General features: G+C 70.4%; 14 protein-coding genes. 11 read left to right on the top strand and 3 right to left on the bottom strand.

All coding sequences use genetic code 11. The features are described from left to right. Positions 1-6 precede the first annotated feature (6 nt). Positions 7-2,523, bottom strand: coding sequence for a LamG-like jellyroll fold domain-containing protein (locus AB0I04_RS08970; RefSeq protein WP_360881278.1), 2,517 nt, complete (start codon positions 2,521-2,523; stop codon positions 7-9). Positions 2,524-2,764: 241 nt separating this feature from the next. Here AB0I04_RS08970 and AB0I04_RS08965 point away from each other — a divergent pair, with 241 nt between their 5' ends. The 4 genes from AB0I04_RS08965 to AB0I04_RS08950 are packed head-to-tail and all read left to right on the top strand — an operon-like array spanning position 2,765 to position 7,402. Next, on the top strand, positions 2,765-3,853 hold the full coding sequence (locus AB0I04_RS08965) for an ABC transporter substrate-binding protein (RefSeq protein WP_360881276.1): 1,089 nt from the start codon (positions 2,765-2,767) through the stop codon (positions 3,851-3,853). A gap of 35 nt (positions 3,854-3,888) precedes the next feature. Next, a complete protein-coding gene (locus tag AB0I04_RS08960) occupies positions 3,889-5,436 on the top strand; it encodes a sugar ABC transporter ATP-binding protein (RefSeq protein ID WP_360881274.1) in 1,548 nt (515 codons plus the stop codon). Then, positions 5,433-6,398, top strand: coding sequence for an ABC transporter permease (locus AB0I04_RS08955; protein ID WP_360881272.1), 966 nt, complete (start codon positions 5,433-5,435; stop codon positions 6,396-6,398). The genes AB0I04_RS08960 and AB0I04_RS08955 overlap by 4 nt, the downstream gene beginning before the upstream one ends. Next, complete coding sequence (locus AB0I04_RS08950; RefSeq protein ID WP_360881270.1) at positions 6,395-7,402, top strand: ABC transporter permease; 1,008 nt, start codon at positions 6,395-6,397, stop codon at positions 7,400-7,402. Before AB0I04_RS08955 ends, AB0I04_RS08950 begins: the two co-directional genes overlap by 4 nt. Before the next feature lie 37 nt (positions 7,403-7,439). On the opposite strand, the gene AB0I04_RS08945 is transcribed toward AB0I04_RS08950, so the two are convergent. Beyond that, complete coding sequence (locus tag AB0I04_RS08945) at positions 7,440-7,802, bottom strand: hypothetical protein (protein WP_360881268.1); 363 nt, start codon at positions 7,800-7,802, stop codon at positions 7,440-7,442. A gap of 572 nt (positions 7,803-8,374) precedes the next feature. Here AB0I04_RS08945 and AB0I04_RS08940 point away from each other — a divergent pair. From AB0I04_RS08940 to AB0I04_RS08930, 3 genes are all read left to right on the top strand, one after another. Continuing rightward, complete coding sequence (locus AB0I04_RS08940; RefSeq protein ID WP_360881266.1) at positions 8,375-9,295, top strand: undecaprenyl-diphosphate phosphatase; 921 nt, start codon at positions 8,375-8,377, stop codon at positions 9,293-9,295. A 253-nt stretch (positions 9,296-9,548) separates the two neighbouring features. After that, entirely contained in the window at positions 9,549-9,689 is a 141-nt protein-coding gene (locus tag AB0I04_RS08935) for a hypothetical protein (protein ID WP_360881264.1), read from the top strand. A 258-nt stretch (positions 9,690-9,947) separates the two neighbouring features. Next, positions 9,948-10,709 (top strand): polysaccharide deacetylase family protein, encoded by a 762-nt coding sequence (locus tag AB0I04_RS08930; RefSeq protein WP_360881262.1) that lies wholly within the window; start codon positions 9,948-9,950, stop codon positions 10,707-10,709. Between the two features lie 39 nt (positions 10,710-10,748). On the opposite strand, the gene AB0I04_RS08925 is transcribed toward AB0I04_RS08930, so the two are convergent. After that, on the bottom strand, positions 10,749-11,798 hold the full coding sequence (locus tag AB0I04_RS08925) for a M56 family metallopeptidase (protein WP_360881260.1): 1,050 nt from the start codon (positions 11,796-11,798) through the stop codon (positions 10,749-10,751). 84 nt (positions 11,799-11,882) lie between these two features. Between AB0I04_RS08925 and AB0I04_RS08920 the strand changes: the two genes are divergently transcribed. The 4 genes from AB0I04_RS08920 (at position 11,883) to AB0I04_RS08905 (ending at position 14,990) form a co-directional block, all read left to right on the top strand. After that, the gene (locus tag AB0I04_RS08920; RefSeq protein WP_360881258.1) at positions 11,883-12,272 is read left to right on the top strand and encodes a BlaI/MecI/CopY family transcriptional regulator; all 390 of its coding nucleotides are present in this window, start codon (positions 11,883-11,885) and stop codon (positions 12,270-12,272) included. Between the two features lie 113 nt (positions 12,273-12,385). After that, the gene (locus tag AB0I04_RS08915; RefSeq protein ID WP_360881256.1) at positions 12,386-13,222 is read left to right on the top strand and encodes a ZIP family metal transporter; all 837 of its coding nucleotides are present in this window, start codon (positions 12,386-12,388) and stop codon (positions 13,220-13,222) included. A gap of 61 nt (positions 13,223-13,283) precedes the next feature. Next, positions 13,284-14,171 (top strand): alkaline phosphatase family protein, encoded by an 888-nt coding sequence (locus tag AB0I04_RS08910; RefSeq protein ID WP_360881254.1) that lies wholly within the window; start codon positions 13,284-13,286, stop codon positions 14,169-14,171. Between the two features lie 54 nt (positions 14,172-14,225). Next, complete coding sequence (locus AB0I04_RS08905) at positions 14,226-14,990, top strand: M14 family zinc carboxypeptidase (protein ID WP_360881252.1); 765 nt, start codon at positions 14,226-14,228, stop codon at positions 14,988-14,990. Positions 14,991-14,999 lie beyond the last annotated feature (9 nt).

Below are 14,999 nucleotides of genomic sequence, written 5' to 3'. Positions count from 1 at the left end.
GCTGCGTCACTTGCCGGATTGGTAAAGCTTGGCGACGTCGTCGGCCGACAGGGCCCGGTCGAAGACGTGCACCTGGTCGATGGCGCCGGGCCAGAAGTCGACCTGGTTGCCGCCGTACTTGCCCCGGCCGATCACGGTGTGGCCGGTGGAGCGGTCACCGAGGCACGCCGATCCGGTCCCGGCTTTCTCGCCGTTGACGTAGAGGGTCAGGGTTCCGGTCGCGGCGTCGCGGACGCCGGTGAGGTGGTACCACTGGCCGGTCTGCGGCGCGGCCGGGGCGAGCGCCCGGACGCCGGCGAAGCTGAACGCGAACCGGTCGTCGGCCCCGGAATACTGCAGGAAGAAGGCGCTGTTGGTGTCGCCGTCCTGACTGACGGCCGTGGCGAACGAGCCGCGCCGGTCGAGCTTCACCCAGGCGGACACGCTGTAGTTCCCGGTCGTGTCCAGGATGGCCGCGCCGGTGTCGGCGAACTGGTTCGAGCCGTTGAACTGCAGCGCGGACCCGGAGTGCCCGGTGGTCCACGTCGGCCCGTTCACGAGCGTGGCGTCGTGGGAGCCCGCTGCGTCCTTGGCCACGGTGCCGGTCCCCTCGTCGAGGGGGTAGAAGGCGACGCCGTCGAGGCCAGGGGTGCCCGGCGGGAAGGTCGCGCCGCCGCCCTGCCCGACCGAGCCGGAGGCCTTGATGAGGGCCAGGTTGGCCTTGCGCACCTCGGCGGCGTCGGGTTTGAGGACCTTGCGGTCGTAGGTGTAGATGCCGTTGAGCTCGTTCTCCACGTCGGTGATCTGGGTGTAGACGGAGGCGGAGAGGCCGCAGCCCTTCTCGACCTGGAGCAGGCGGTCCTGCAGCTCGGTGTAGCGCCCGGTCAGCGTGGCCGCGTCGGGTTCCATCTCGTAGGCGAAGCCGTGGGCGGGGTCGTACATGTGGCCGTCGACCTTGAGGCCCAGACCGCCGTACTCGCCGTCCACCGAGGCGCGGGCGCCCTGCTGGATCGGCGTGCCGGGGCCGACGTAGGTGTGGTCGTCGCGGATGTCGCCCTCGCCGTTGTCGGGAAGGGAGTCGCAGCAGTTGACGCCGCTGTCGGCGTTGACGAGGCGGCTGGGGTCCCACGACTTGATCGCGGTGCTGATGCGGCCGGGCTCGTACTCGCCCCAGCCCTCGTTGAACGGCACCCAGACGATGATGGACGGGTGGCCGCGGTGCTGGTCGACCAGTGCGTGCAGCTCCGTCTCGAACTGTGTCTTGGTCGCGGCGGACGGCGAGTGCCCGGCGTACGTCGCGGGCATGTCCTGCCAGACGAGCAGGCCGAGCTTGTCCGCCCAGTAGTACCAGCGGTCGGGTTCGACCTTCACGTGCTTGCGGACCATGTTGAAGCCGAGGCGCTTGTGCGCCTGGAGGTCGAACCTCAGCGCCTCGTCGGTCGGGGCGGTGTAGATGCCGTCCGGCCAGAAGCCCTGGTCCAGCGTGCCGACCTGCATGGTGAACTTGCCGTTGAGCAGCATGCGGACCTTGCCGTCCGGGCCGTTGCCGAGCGAGATCGAGCGCATCCCGAAGTAGGAGCCGACCTCGTCGGCGCGCCCCTGGCCGTCCCGCAGCCGTACCTTCAGCGTGTACAGGTACGGGTCGTCGGGAGTCCACAGGTGCGGCTTGGCGATGTGCAGGCGAAGCTCGGTGCCGGGCGCTCCGGTGACCCGGCCGACCTCCCGGTGCCCGGCGTACGCCGTCGCCTCCGCGGTCCCGGCCTGCCCGCCGGCCGCCTGGACGGTGAGCCGCAGGTCCTTGGCGGCCAGGTCCGGGGTCGTGTCGACCCGCTCGACGTGGGCGGCCGTGACCGGTTCCATCCATACGGTCTGCCAGATGCCCGAGGAGGGCGTGTAGAAGATGCCGTCTCCGGGGGCGCGCTGTTTGCCGAGCGCCTGGGTCCCGATGTCGGTCGGGTCGTCGACTCCGACCAGGATCTCCTGCGGTCCGGCGCCGCGGACCGCGTCGGTGACGTCCGCGGTGAAGGCGTCGTATCCGCCGGTGTGGGTGGCGACCCGTACGCCGTTGACGTAGACGGTGGTGTGGTAGTCGACGGCCTGGAAGTGCAGGAGGAGGCGGTCGCCGTGCCAGGAGCGCGGCACGGTGAAGGTCCGGCGGTACCACATGTGGTCGACGTGCCGTTTGATGCCCGACAGCGCCGACTCGATCGGGTAGGGGACGAGGACGCGTTCGGCGAGGTTCTGACCGACGGGCGGGGCCTGGCCGGCGGTGGCCTCGGCGAACTGCCACGAGCCGTTGAGGTTCTGCCACCGGTCCCGCGTGAGCTGGGGCCGTGGGTACTCCGGGAGGGCGTTGTTCGCCGAGACCTGGCTCGTCCACGGGGTGGTCAGGGGCGGGTCGGCGGCGGCGCGCGGCGCGGCGGCGGGGCTCGCCGCGGCGTGCGTCGCGGGGGACAGAAGGGCGGCGAGCAGGGCGCCGGCGAGGAGGGCGGCACCTGCGGGGCCGCGGGGCCGGATGCGGCGGCCCGGGCGGAGGAGGGACACGGACGGTCTCCGATCTGTCGGAGGGAACCGGCGGAGGCGATGCGGCGGGAGGGGGTCGATCAGCGAGCGGTGGGACGGCCGCGAAACACCCACCGCGGACATCACGCCTCAGCATGAGCGAGCCTGATCGGATTTGCAATATTCAGATCGATGCAACGCTGTCTTTCTGATCGGTATTGACAGAAGCAGATCAGTGATGACTCAATACGGGCACCTCCTGACCCGCACGAAGGGACCGGCCATGACCGTGCCTGCGACCTCCCGAAGGACGTCCTCACCCGCGTGGGTGCTCACCGTGGCCCTCGCCCTGGTCACCGCGGCCGGCTGCGCCAAGTCGGAGAAAGACCAGTCGGCCGGCGCGCAGTCCGGCCAGCAGCCCCAGCAGGTGGTGCAGACGCCCTCCGGCAACGCGCCGTCCTGCACCATCGACAAGTTCGGCGGCACGAAGTTCGACCCCAAGACCTCGGTCGTGGGCTTCTCCCAGTCCGAGAAGGAGGCCAACCCCTTCCGCATCGCGGAGACGCAGTCGATCAAGGCGGAGGCGAAGCAGCAGGGGATCACCGGGCTGCGCACCACCAACGGCCAGTCGCAGTTCAGCAAGCAGATCAGCGACGTGCAGCAGCTCATCGCCCAGGGGGCCAAGGCCCTCGTCATCGCGCCCCTGAACTCGGACGGCTGGGAGCCGGTGCTGCAGCAGGCGTCCGCCAAGCACATCCCGATCATCACGGTGGACCGGAAGATCAACGCCACCGCCTGCAAGGACTACGTGACGTTCATCGGGTCCGACTTCTACCAGCAGGGCAAGCGGGCCGCCGATCAGATGATCAAGGCCTTGAACGGCAAGGGGAAGGTCGCGATCCTCCTCGGCTCGTCCGGCAACAACGTGACCACCGACCGCACCAACGGCTTCAAGGACGAGATCGCCAAGCAGGCGCCCGGAATCCAGATCACCTTCCAGCAGACCGGCGACTTCGCGCGTGAGAAGGGCCAGCAGGTCACCGAGCAGATGATCCAGAGCCACCCGGACGTCAACGCCATCTACGCCGAGAACGACGAGATGGCGCTGGGAGCGGTGACCGCCCTGAAGGGCGCGGGCAAGAAGGCCGGCGACATCAAGATCGTCTCGGTGGACGGCACCCGGAACGCCGTGGCCCAGATCGTCAGCGGCTGGATCTTCGCGGTCGTCGAGTCCAACCCCCGCTTCGGCCCGCTGGCGTTCCAGACGCTCAGCAAGTTCGAGAACGGCGAGCCCATCCCGGACAAGGTGATCATTTCCGATCGGGAGTACGACTCCTCCAACGCCAAACAGTCCCTGGCCGGCGCGTACTGATCGATGCTCCGACACCATCGGGGGTGCCTGTGACCGTGACAAAGCCCGACGATCGGCGTCCGCCGTACGATGACGCGCCGGTGCTGGAGGCCCGCGACATCGTCAAGCGCTTCACCGGGGTGCTCGCCCTCGACGGCGTATCCCTCGGCCTGCGCGCCGGCGAGGTCCACGCGCTCGTCGGCGAGAACGGCGCGGGCAAGTCCACCCTCATCAAGGTGATCACCGGCGTCCATCGGCCCGACGAAGGCGAGGTGCTCCTGGCCGGGCGGCCCGCCGGCTTCGCCGGGCCGCTGGACGCGCAACGCGCCGGCGTGCAGGCGGTGCACCAGGAGATCGGCCTCGTGCCGGACCTCAGCATCGCCCGCAACCTGCTGCTCGGCCGCGAGCCGCGCCGCGCCTTCGGCCTGATCGACTCGCGTCGCATGCACGAGACGGCCGCCCGGACGCTGGCGTCGTACGGCGTGCGGGTGGACGTCCGGCTGCCGCTGCGATCCCTCGGTGTGGGCGCGCAGCAGATGGTCGCGCTCGCGCGGGCGGTCTCGGTCGACGCCCGTGTGGTCATCATGGACGAGCCGACGTCCTCGCTCGAACCCCGCGAGGTCGACACGTTGTTCGACGTCATCGGACGGCTGCGCGAGCAGGGCATCGCCGTCCTGTACGTCAGCCACCGCCTGGACGAGCTCTACCGGATCTGCGACGGTGTCACCGTGCTGCGCGACGGCCGAGTCGTCCACCAGGGGGCGCTCGCGGACCTCGACCGGCTCCGTCTCGTATCGCTGATGCTCGGCCGGGACGTCGCGAACGTCCGCGCGGAAGGCGTCACCCGGTTCTCGGGGGCCCACGAGGTCTCCGGAGAGCCGGTCCTGGAGGCCCACGGGCTGTCCAGCCGCCACCTCCTCGACGACGTCTCGCTCACCGTCCGGCCCGGTGAGGTGGTCGGGCTGGGCGGCCTGCTCGGCGCGGGCCGTACGGAGACGGCCAAGGCCATCGCCGGGGCGCTGCCGCTCGACGCGGGACGCGTCACCGTGGCCGGGCTGCCCGTGCGCCGGGGGTCGGCCGGCGCCGCCGTGCGCGCGGGCATCGCGCTGCTGCCGGAGGACCGCAAGGCAGAGGGCATCGTGCCGACCCTGTCGGTCCGCGACAACATCGCGCTGGCGGCCCTCCCTCGGCTGGCCCGCGCCGGGGTCGTCTCCGACGCGCGCATCGACCGGATCGTCGAGACGTTCATGAAGCGGCTGCGGATCAAGGCGACCGGGCCGCACCAGCCGGTGGCCGAGCTGTCCGGCGGCAACCAGCAGAAGGTGCTGCTGGCCCGCTGGCTGGCCACCGAGCCGAAGGTGCTGCTGCTGGACGAACCCACGCGCGGCATCGACGTCGGCGCGAAGGCGGAGGTCCAGGCGCTGGTCGACGAACTCGCCGAGACGGGTCTCGGCGTCCTTCTGATCTCCTCCGACCTGGAGGAGCTGGTGGAGGGCTCCGACCGCGTCGTCGTCCTGAAGGACGGCGCCGTGATCGGCGAACTGACCGGCGACGAACTCACCGAGGAGGGCGTGATGACCACGATCGCGCAGGGGGTCTCATGAGCGAGGCCGCCGTCGCGCTGCCCCGGCCGGCCGGCGCGCGGGTGCTGACCTGGCTGCAGAACTACGGGGTGTACGCGGCGATCGCCGTCCTGGTCGCCGTGAACATCGCGATCACCCCGCACTTCCTCAGCATGGAGAACCTCCGCACCCAGCTGGTCCAGGTCGCCCCGGTCGTCATCGTCTCCCTCGGCATGGCCCTGGTGATCGGCACGGAGGGCGTGGACCTGTCCGTGGGCTCGGTGATGGCCCTCGCGACCGCGCTGCTTCCGCTCTACCTCGGGTACGGGGTCGGGCCGGCGATCCTCGTGGCCCTGCTGGGCGGCGTCGCCGTCGGGCTGGTCAACGGCTCGCTCGTGGCGTTCGTGCGGGTCCAGCCGATCGTCGCCACCCTCGCGCTGTTCGTCGGCGGCCGGGGGCTCGCCCTCGTGCTGGCCGGCGGTCAGCTCAAGGACCTCCACAACGCGACGCTGCTGGACCTCGGCTCGTCGAGCGTCGTCGGCGTTCCCCTTCCCGTGGTGGTCGCGGGCGCGCTGACCCTCCTGGTGACGGGCGTCGTCCGGCGGACGACGTTCGGCCGGCAGCTCGTCGCGATCGGCGGCAACCGCACGGCGAGCGTCCTGTCCGGCCTGCCGGTCCGGCGGGTCCTGCTGCTGGTGTACGTGCTGTCGGGCCTGCTCGCCGCGGTCGCGGGCGTCCTCGCCACCGCCCGGCTGCAGGCCAGCGACCCGTCGTCGCTCGGCCTGCTGATGGAGCTGTCGGCCATCACCGCCGTGGTGGTCGGCGGCACGCCGCTCACCGGCGGCCGGGTGCGCGTCCTGGGCACCGTCGCCGGCGCGCTGCTGATCCAGCTCGTCCGCGCCACGCTGATCAAGCACGACCTGCCCGACTCGGTCGCCCAGATGGTGCAGGCAGTGATCATCCTCGCGGCCGTCTACGCCGCGAGGGGAGGGAACGGACGATGACCACCGAGCAAGCGGCCGCCGCGCCTGTCGTCCACGACGCCTACCGGCTGAGCCGGCGCGACCGCGCCTTCGGCCTGATCCAGCGCCACGGCGCCACGGCGGTGCTCGTGCTCCTGCTCGCCGTCGGCTCGCTCGCCTTCGCCCGTTTCCCGACCGGGGAGAACCTCGGCGACATCGCCATCACCTCGACGTTCCCCGCGATGGTCGCGCTGGGCATGACCTTCGTCATCATCACCGGCGGCATCGACCTGTCGGTCGGCTCGGTCTTCGCGCTCGGCGGGGTGCTGGCCGCGTACGCGGTGCGGTGGGGCACCCCGGCCGCGCTCCTGGTGCCCCTGGTCGTGTGCGGCACGATCGGCCTGGTGCAGGGCCTGCTGATCGCGCGGGTCCGGCTCGCGCCGTTCATCGTCACCCTCGCGGGCCTGCTCGGCGCGCGCGGCCTGCTGCTGTCGATCTCGCATGAGGGCGCGACGACGTACCTGATCCCGCACGGCTCGGTGCTCGCCCGGTTCGGCCAGGGACGCCTGCTCGGGCTGGGCTACCCGGTCTACCTCACGCTCGCCCTGTTCGTCGTGGGCGCCGTGCTGCTGCAGCGCACCGGGTTCGGTCAGGCGGTGTACGCCATCGGGGGAGCGGAGGACGCCGCGGCGCTGATGGGCGTGCCGGTCGCCCGCACGAAGATCATCGTGTACGCGCTCTCCGGCACGCTGGCCGGACTCTCCGGGGCGCTCAACGCCGCCCGCCTGTCATCGGGCGTGACCATCCTCGGCACCGGAATGGAACTGGACGTCATCGCCGCGGTCGTCATCGGCGGCACACTGCTGACCGGCGGTGCGGGCTCCGTCAGCGGCACGATCGCGGGCGTCCTCCTGCTCGGCGTGATCCAGAATCTGATCAACCAGATCGGCGACCTGTCCTCCTCCTATCAGCAGGTCGTGAGCGGGGCGTTCCTCGCCGTCGTCGTGGTGGCGCAGACCTACCTGAGTCGGGCACGCCGGATGTGACGCTGACGCCGTCGAGGATCGGAGCGTCTCTGATCAGCTAAGTGATCCCACGTCGGGACGTGGGGTCTGCCCACCGTGGAGAGGTGGCGTGGGCGTACAGGTGAAATCCCGCGCCTAGTGCTGCCCCTCGCGGTTTGTGTCGGTTGGTGGTCAAGTCAGAGCGCCACTTCGCCGAACGCAGCCCGCGCCCGGCCTGCTCCTGGGCCATACGCACGATCCGATCGTTGACCTTGACGCCCTCGGCAACGGCGACGACCCAGCCGAGACGGCGCAGGGCCATCCACGCATTCGACGGCAGCCCGCGTCCCCCGAAATCCTTGCCAGAGGCGAGCTGGTCCACATCGGCAGCCTTCCAATGGTCGGTCATCAGCACGCTCACCATGCCGAACACCAGGTCCACAGCCCACCCGACGCGCTCGGCCAGCACAGCAGGGTAAAGATGTCCAGGCCGGTGCGCAGCATGCTGCGTGCGCATGCGGTATGGGCACTCTCACCCTCGGCGAGTAACAACTTCCGGCTCACCAGCGACCATCGGCAGTGCATTGGCCGGTCTCGGCGAGCGCTGCTTGCGGACCTCTGACGAGCGCATACCGTACAGACGCCCGGCGAACGTCGTGACCAGAGAGCCATGGTCCTTGACGATCTTCACGCCCCCTCGTCATCGGGTGGAGACCCAAACGCTTCGCGCCCTTAGGCACAAGCAGCAACTCCATTTGCGTAACTATACGTGAGTATAGAAGTGCGATGAGTGACCAATGAAAGCTGATGAGCCTGCCGTACGACCTGGGCGCGACCGCCGCCGAGCGCGCCGAAATCCGAGCGAAGATCGACGCTGGTCAGTCACCGCCCACCACGTGCGGGAACCCTCTTTACCCCTATGGTTTCGGGCTTCACGCCTGGTAGGGGAGCGGTCTGCACTACTATCCGGATAGTAAAAACTATCCGGATAGTAGTTCTCTGTTGGGGGTGCGGGTGTCCCATTTGACGTACACCGAGGCCATCGTGGTCGGGTTGTTCCAGGGCGTGGCGGAGCTGTTCCCCGTCTCCAGCCTCGGCCACAGCGTCCTGATCCCGGCCCTGGTCGGCGGCCGATGGGCGCGCGACCTGAACGTCTCGGCCCCGGAGTCGCCCTATCTGGCGTTCATCGTCGGCCTGCACGTGGCGACGGCGATCGCCCTGCTGGCCTTCTTCTGGCGGGACTGGGTCCGCATCATCGGCGGCTTCCTGACCTCGGTGCGCGACCGCCGGATCGAGACGCCGGACCAGCGCCTGGCCTGGTTGATCATCTTCGGCACCATCCCGGTCGGGATCGTCGGGCTGCTGGTCGAGCACACGTTCCGGACCGTGCTCGGCAAACCGGTCCCCGCAGCGATCTTCCTCACCCTCAACGGCGGAGTCCTGTACGCGGGGGAGCGGCTGCGCCGCCGGGAGTCGCAGGCCGCCGACCGGGCGGTGGCGGCCTCGGTCGGGAGCACGGCCACCGACCTGGCGCTGGAGTCGGACCGGCGCCTGTCCGGGCTCGGTTTCGGCCGGGGAACGGGCATCGGCGCGGCGCAGATCCTCGCGCTGCTGCCCGGCATCAGCCGTTCGGGCGTGACGATGGTCGCGGGCCTGCTGCGCGGGCTGTCCCACGAGGACGCCGCCCGGTTCTCGTTCCTGCTGGCCACCCCGGTGATCCTCGCCGCGGGCGTGCTGAAGATCCCCGACCTGACCGGTCCGCTCGGTGACGGCATCCACGGGCAGGTGCTGGTCGGCAGTGTGCTGTCGGGCGTCGGCGCCTACGTGTCCGTGCGGTTCCTCACGCGGTACTTCGAGACGCGGACGCTGACGCCGTTCGCCGTGTACTGCGTGGTCGCCGGGCTGGGCAGTCTGATCTGGCTCGGGGTCCGCTGACCCGGCGGTCGGGTCGTCGCGCTCACCGGGGCGGTGGGGTCGTCGCGCCCACCGGGGTGGTGGGCGCGACGACGAGCTCCGGCACTTACCCCAAGCCGTTACCGAATTCTCGGCATTTACCCGATGGCCGGGTCGGCCTCACTTGCATTTAGGATTACATTTTCCTTTGCCTCGGCGGTAGCCGTATTTGGCGCACCGATGGGTCTTGGGGTTCATCTTGAGGCAGCACCGGGTACACGGCGGAGGTTTGGCGGTGATCCGTGCCGCCGATGCCGGGGCGGCGATGGTCGTCCGGGCGTTCGCCGCGCTACCGGGCGTCAGGGCGGCTCCGAGCGCCAGCACGGCGACGGTCCCGGCCGCCGCCGCCAACCGTGTGATCTTCCGAGTCATGTGATCTCCTCTTTCTGGTATTTCGCTCCAACTTCAACAGGTTTGCAGTTTTTACCGTTTTTCGGGAAGAGTGGAATCAGCGGTACGGGCGACACCTGGTCAACATTTACACAACGCTTGAAACCCACTTTGTCAAGCATCGGACTGCCGGCGATCGTCGTGATGAAATGAGCCGGGAAACGCCGAGTTGGGTAGGTAGTTGACAGGAGCGGCGATCGGGGGCGACATGCGTAGACCGGACAGGCGTCAAATGCTGATGGGCATGGCCGCGGCGGGAGCCGGGCTCCTGGCGGGCGGAGCGCCCGAACTGACACGGATGACGAGGCCGGCCGCGCCGTCGAGGAAGCCGGCCCGGCACGCGCTGAAGGCGGCCCGCCATCCTCTCCGCGACCCGGGATACGCGCACGGGCCGCTGCACGCGCTGCGCCGCCCGGTGCACAACCTGCACGACCTGACGCCGGCGGCTCCCGCGAACGCCATCGCGCTGACCATCGACGACGGCCCGCACCCTCGATGGACGCCGATGATGCTGGATCTGCTCGCCGAGTTCCAGGTGCCGGCGACGTTCTCCCTCATCGGGATCCAGGTCACTGAGCTCCCGAAGCTGGTCGAGCGGATCGTGGCCGCAGGGCACCAGGTCTGCGATCACACCGTCACCCACCCGCTGAACCTGCCGCGGCTCTCCGCCGGGGAGATCCGGGACGAGATCGGCGGCGCACACGACCGCATCGCCCACACCGCGGGGGTCGCCCCGAAGTTCTTCCGCGCGCCCGGCGGCGCCTGGTCCGCCGAGATCATGGACACGGCGACCGCCCACGGGATGATCTGCGTCGACTGGGAGGTCGACCCCAGGGACTGGGCGCGGCCGGGCAGGATCACCATCACCGACCGGATGCTCCGCGCCCGGGGCGGCGACATCCTCCTGTGCCACGACGGTGGCGGCGACCGCTCGGAGACGATCCAGGCGCTGCGCACCGTGATCCCCGCCCTCCAACGGCGCGGCCTCACCTTCGTGGCGCTGTGACCGGGGCGGCCGACCTCACGCCCACGCCGGACGGCTAGGTCATGTCACCGAGTGATCGACCGCGCCCGCGACGCCCTGGATGCCGGGGTCGGCCCACCGGGCCTCGATCCGATCATGCCTGGCATGCCGGTGGCCGGCGCGGTGCGGATCGCCGGCTTCGGGGCGGTGGTGGATCTCCATGGCCTCCAGGCTCCCGTGCAGATCGGTGGCGGCGTCCAGCGCTCCGGCCCCGGACATCGCCAGACAGGCTGCCAGGGCGGTCGCCATGCCGGGCAGCAGCCGAGACCGTCTCGGCGCCGGAGCGGCCAGGAGCGCCGCGACCCGGCGGGGGACGGGGCCGCTGATGGCGGAGAGGACCGGGCCGGGTGCGGAGACGGGCGAGCCCGCTCGGCTCCGCGCCAGCGCGGCCCGTGCGATGGCGCGGGCCACGACACGCCGGTCCCCGACGGCGTCCGCCGCCGACTCGTCGGCCCAGCGCTCGAGGTGGTAACGCAGGGGGCCGTGAAGGGCGGCCAGCGCCGGATGCAGGACGGTCGCAACGTCCATCGTCAGGGTGAACCAGTGGTGGCGGCCGGCGAGATGCGCGCGCTCGTGAGCGAGCAGGACGTCGCGCTCGCGAGCGTCCAGAGCCCGCAGCATGCCGGTCGTGACCACGACGGTGCCGGGACGGCCGGGAACGGCATAGGCGTCCGGCAGTTCGTCTCGCAGCACGGCCAGCCCGCCGCGGCGCGACCGGGAGGCGTTCCGGGCCAGCATGAGGGCGGCCCGCCGTCGATGGAGCGTCCAGATCGCGAGGATGATCGTCACGGCCAGCGCCGCACTGGCCGCACATGCCAGCGGGACGGGGACCGGCGACATCCGCCGCAGCAGGACGGGCGACAGGTGCTCGGCGGCCGCCACGAACGGAACCCGGAGGAGTCCGGCGCCGGTCAGCAAGAGGAGGGCGAGCGCGGTGCAGCCGGACAGGAGAACGCCGGTCGCGGCCAGCAGCCACGAGGCCGACCGCGGCGACAGCCGATCCGCCAGGAGACGGACGAGCGGCACGGCGAGCAGGGGAACCAGCAGCGGCATCCATACGTCGACGACCATGCCCTTCATTATGGGCGCACGCGTGTGGCCGCCCGTACGGTCGTCTCGTTCCGCGTGATCTACTATCGATGTAATACAACACGCATGGAGATCGACGTGACCAAGGAGCACGAGCAGGGACGGCGGCCGGCCGGCATGCTCGAGGACGCCGTGCTGGCCGCCCTGTGGCAAGGCGGCCGGCCGATGAGCCCCGCCGACGTGCAGGCCGTGCTTCCCGACACCCCGGCCTACACCACGGTGATGACCACCCTCGCGCGGCTGCATCGCAAAGGCCTGGCCACCCGCACCCGGGCCGGCCGCGGATTCGTCTACTCGCCCAACGTCGACGAGGCGGCGCATACGGCCACCGCCATGCACGACCTGCTCCGGCGGCGCCGCGACCGCGCGGCCGTACTCGCCCGCTTCGTCTCCGACCTGGCCCCCGAGGACGAACGCCTGTTGCAGCAGCTGCTGCGCCACGACGACGCCGAGTGAGGCGCAGGCCGCTTGCTACTATCCGGGTAGTATTAGGCAAGCCTTGCCTATCCAGCGTGCGCGAAACAGTGCGGCAGAGGCATGCGTCACATCTCGACCCCCGGAGTGTCCTCATGGGATCCGCCCAGATCGCCGTGCTCGGCGCGATAGCCGGCTTCACCATCTACCTCGGCCTGCCGATCGGCCGGCTGCGCTCGCCGCTGCCGAAGGTTCGGGCCCTCCTGAACGCGACCGCCACCGGCATCCTGATCTTCCTTCTGTGGGACGTGCTCGCACACGCATGGGAGCCCGTCGACACCGCGCTCGGCCATCACGGGTACGGCGCGGCGATCGGCAACGGGGCGGTGTTCGCGGTCTGCTTCGGCGTCGGACTGCTGGGCCTCGTACATTTCGACCGTGCGATCGCACGCCGCGCCAGGCCGGCGGCTCCGGGGCGGTCCGGTCCCGGTGCGGCGTCGGCCACCGAATTCCAGGCCAGGACCAGCGGTCTGTCGCGCCTGGGCGACCTGCCCATGATGATCGCGATCGGTATCGGCCTGCACAACTTCGCCGAGGGCCTGGCGATCGGTAACTCCGCCGCCCACGGCGAGTTGCAACTCGCCGTACTGCTCATCATCGGATTCGGCCTGCACAACGCGACCGAAGGGTTCGGAATCGTGGCCCCCATGGCCGCCGAAAGCCGCCGGCCGTCATGGGGCTACCTGGCGCTATTGGGCCTCATCGGCGGTGGTCCCACGTTCCTGGGCACTCTCATCGGCCAGCATGTCGTCAATGACACGGTGTCCATTGGATTTCTCACCCTGGCCGCCGGATCCATCCTGTACGTGGTGATCGAACTGCTGGCGGTGGCCCGCAAGCTGGGGCTGAAGACGCTGACCACCTGGGGCGTCCTGCTGGGCGTGCTGGCCGGATTCGCCACCGACGCGATCGTGACCGCCGCGGGAGCCTGAACCCTGGCCGGGATCTAGGTACTATCCGGGTAGTAGTCGCGCCCTGCACCGGAGGCCAGTCGTGGAAGAACGGCGTGTCCGTCGCGCTCTGCTCCTCACGGTGATGGCCCTCGCCGGGTGCCTGACGGCGGCGTGCGGCAAGGGCGGGTCCGCCCCTGCCGCCGGTCCGCGCCCGACGGCCGCTTCGGTGCCGCGGATCGGGCACGTGGTCGTGGTCATGCTGGAGAACAAGTCCGACCGTCAGATCATCGGTGCCCGTGACGCGCCGTACCTGACGTCGCTGGCCCGGGGCGGCGCGCTGTTCACGAACTCCTACGCGATCCGGCACCCGAGCCAGCCGAACTACCTGGCGCTGTTCTCCGGGTCGACGCAGGGCCTCACCGACGACTCCTGCCCCCACTCCTACACCGCCCCGAACCTCGCTGCGGAGCTCTCCGCCGCGGGGCTGAGCTTCGCCGGATTCGCCGAGGGACTCCCCGCGTTCGACCGGGCCGCCTGCGACAGCGGGCGCTATGCCCGCAAGCACGTCCCCTGGGCGGACTTCCCCGACCTGCCGGACGCGGTGAGCCGGTCCTTCGCCGACTTCCCCTCCGACTTCTCCGCGCTGCCCACGGTGTCGTTCGTCATCCCGGACATGTGCGACGACATGCACAACTGCCCGGTGAAGACCGGAGACACCTGGGTCCGGGACAACCTGGACGCCTATGTCCGGTGGGCGCGCACCCACGACAGCCTGCTCATCGTTACCTTCGACGAGAACGACGGCTCACCCGGCAACAAGATCGCCACCATCTTCGCCGGAGCGTCCGTGAAGCCCGGCGCCTATCCCGAGAAGATCGACCATTACAGCGTGCTGCGGACCGTCGAGGACGCCTACGGCCTGTCCCACGCGGGGACGGCCGCCTCGCGCAGCCCCATCACGGACGTGTGGACGACCGGTCGAGGGTGACCTGGCAGGAGTTCCTGGGTAGGGGAGTAGCGCCACCGGAATCCTGAGGGGATCATGCGGACGAACGGTGGGTCGGCGTGGCGCGGTCGGCGGTCGATCGCGGGCGTTCTCGTGCTGCTATCCCCGTGCGCCTGCGCGGCGTCCGGCGGCACCACGACCGGCGGGACGCCTCCGCCTGCGGCGGTCCGCCGTACCGTGCCGCTCGGCGCCTCCGTCCACGGCCGTCCCATCGTCGCGGTCGAGTCGGGCGATCCGGCGAGCCCGCGGAAGGTGCTGGTGGTCGGCTGCGTCCATGGGAACGAATCGGCGGGGATCGCGGTCGCCCGGGCGCTCATCGACGGCCCGGCTCCCGCCCACGCCGACCTGTGGGTGATCCCTGTGCTCAACCCCGATGGAGTCGCCGCCCGGACGCGCGGCAACGCCCACGGAGTCGATCTCAACCGGAACTTTCCCGCGGGCTGGCGTTCGCCCGGCCCACCGGGCTCGGAGTTCTTCGCCGGTCCCCGTGCCCTGTCCGAACCCGAGTCCAGGGCTGCCGCCGCGTTGATCCGCCGGATCAGGCCGACCGTGGGGATCTGGTTCCACCAGCACATGGCCGTGGTCGACACCTCAGAGGGGCCGAAGGCCGTCGAGCGGCGCTTCGCCCAGCAGGTGGGACTTCCGGCACGGCCCCTGACCGACTACCCGGGCAGCGTCGTCGGCTGGGAGAACACCGTGGTCCCCGACAGTGCGTTCGTGGTCGAGTTGCCCGCCGGTGCCCTGTCCGCACCGGCGGTACGCCGCTACGTCGTGGCCGTCCGGACGATCACAGGACCGTGATCGCGAGGT

The sequence above is a fragment of the Actinoallomurus sp. NPDC050550 genome (assembly GCF_040655075.1).
GTDB lineage: Bacteria > Actinomycetota > Actinomycetes > Streptosporangiales > Streptosporangiaceae > Actinoallomurus.
Note: the sequence above shows the minus strand (reverse complement) of the source record. Positions and strands in the feature narration are given on the sequence as shown.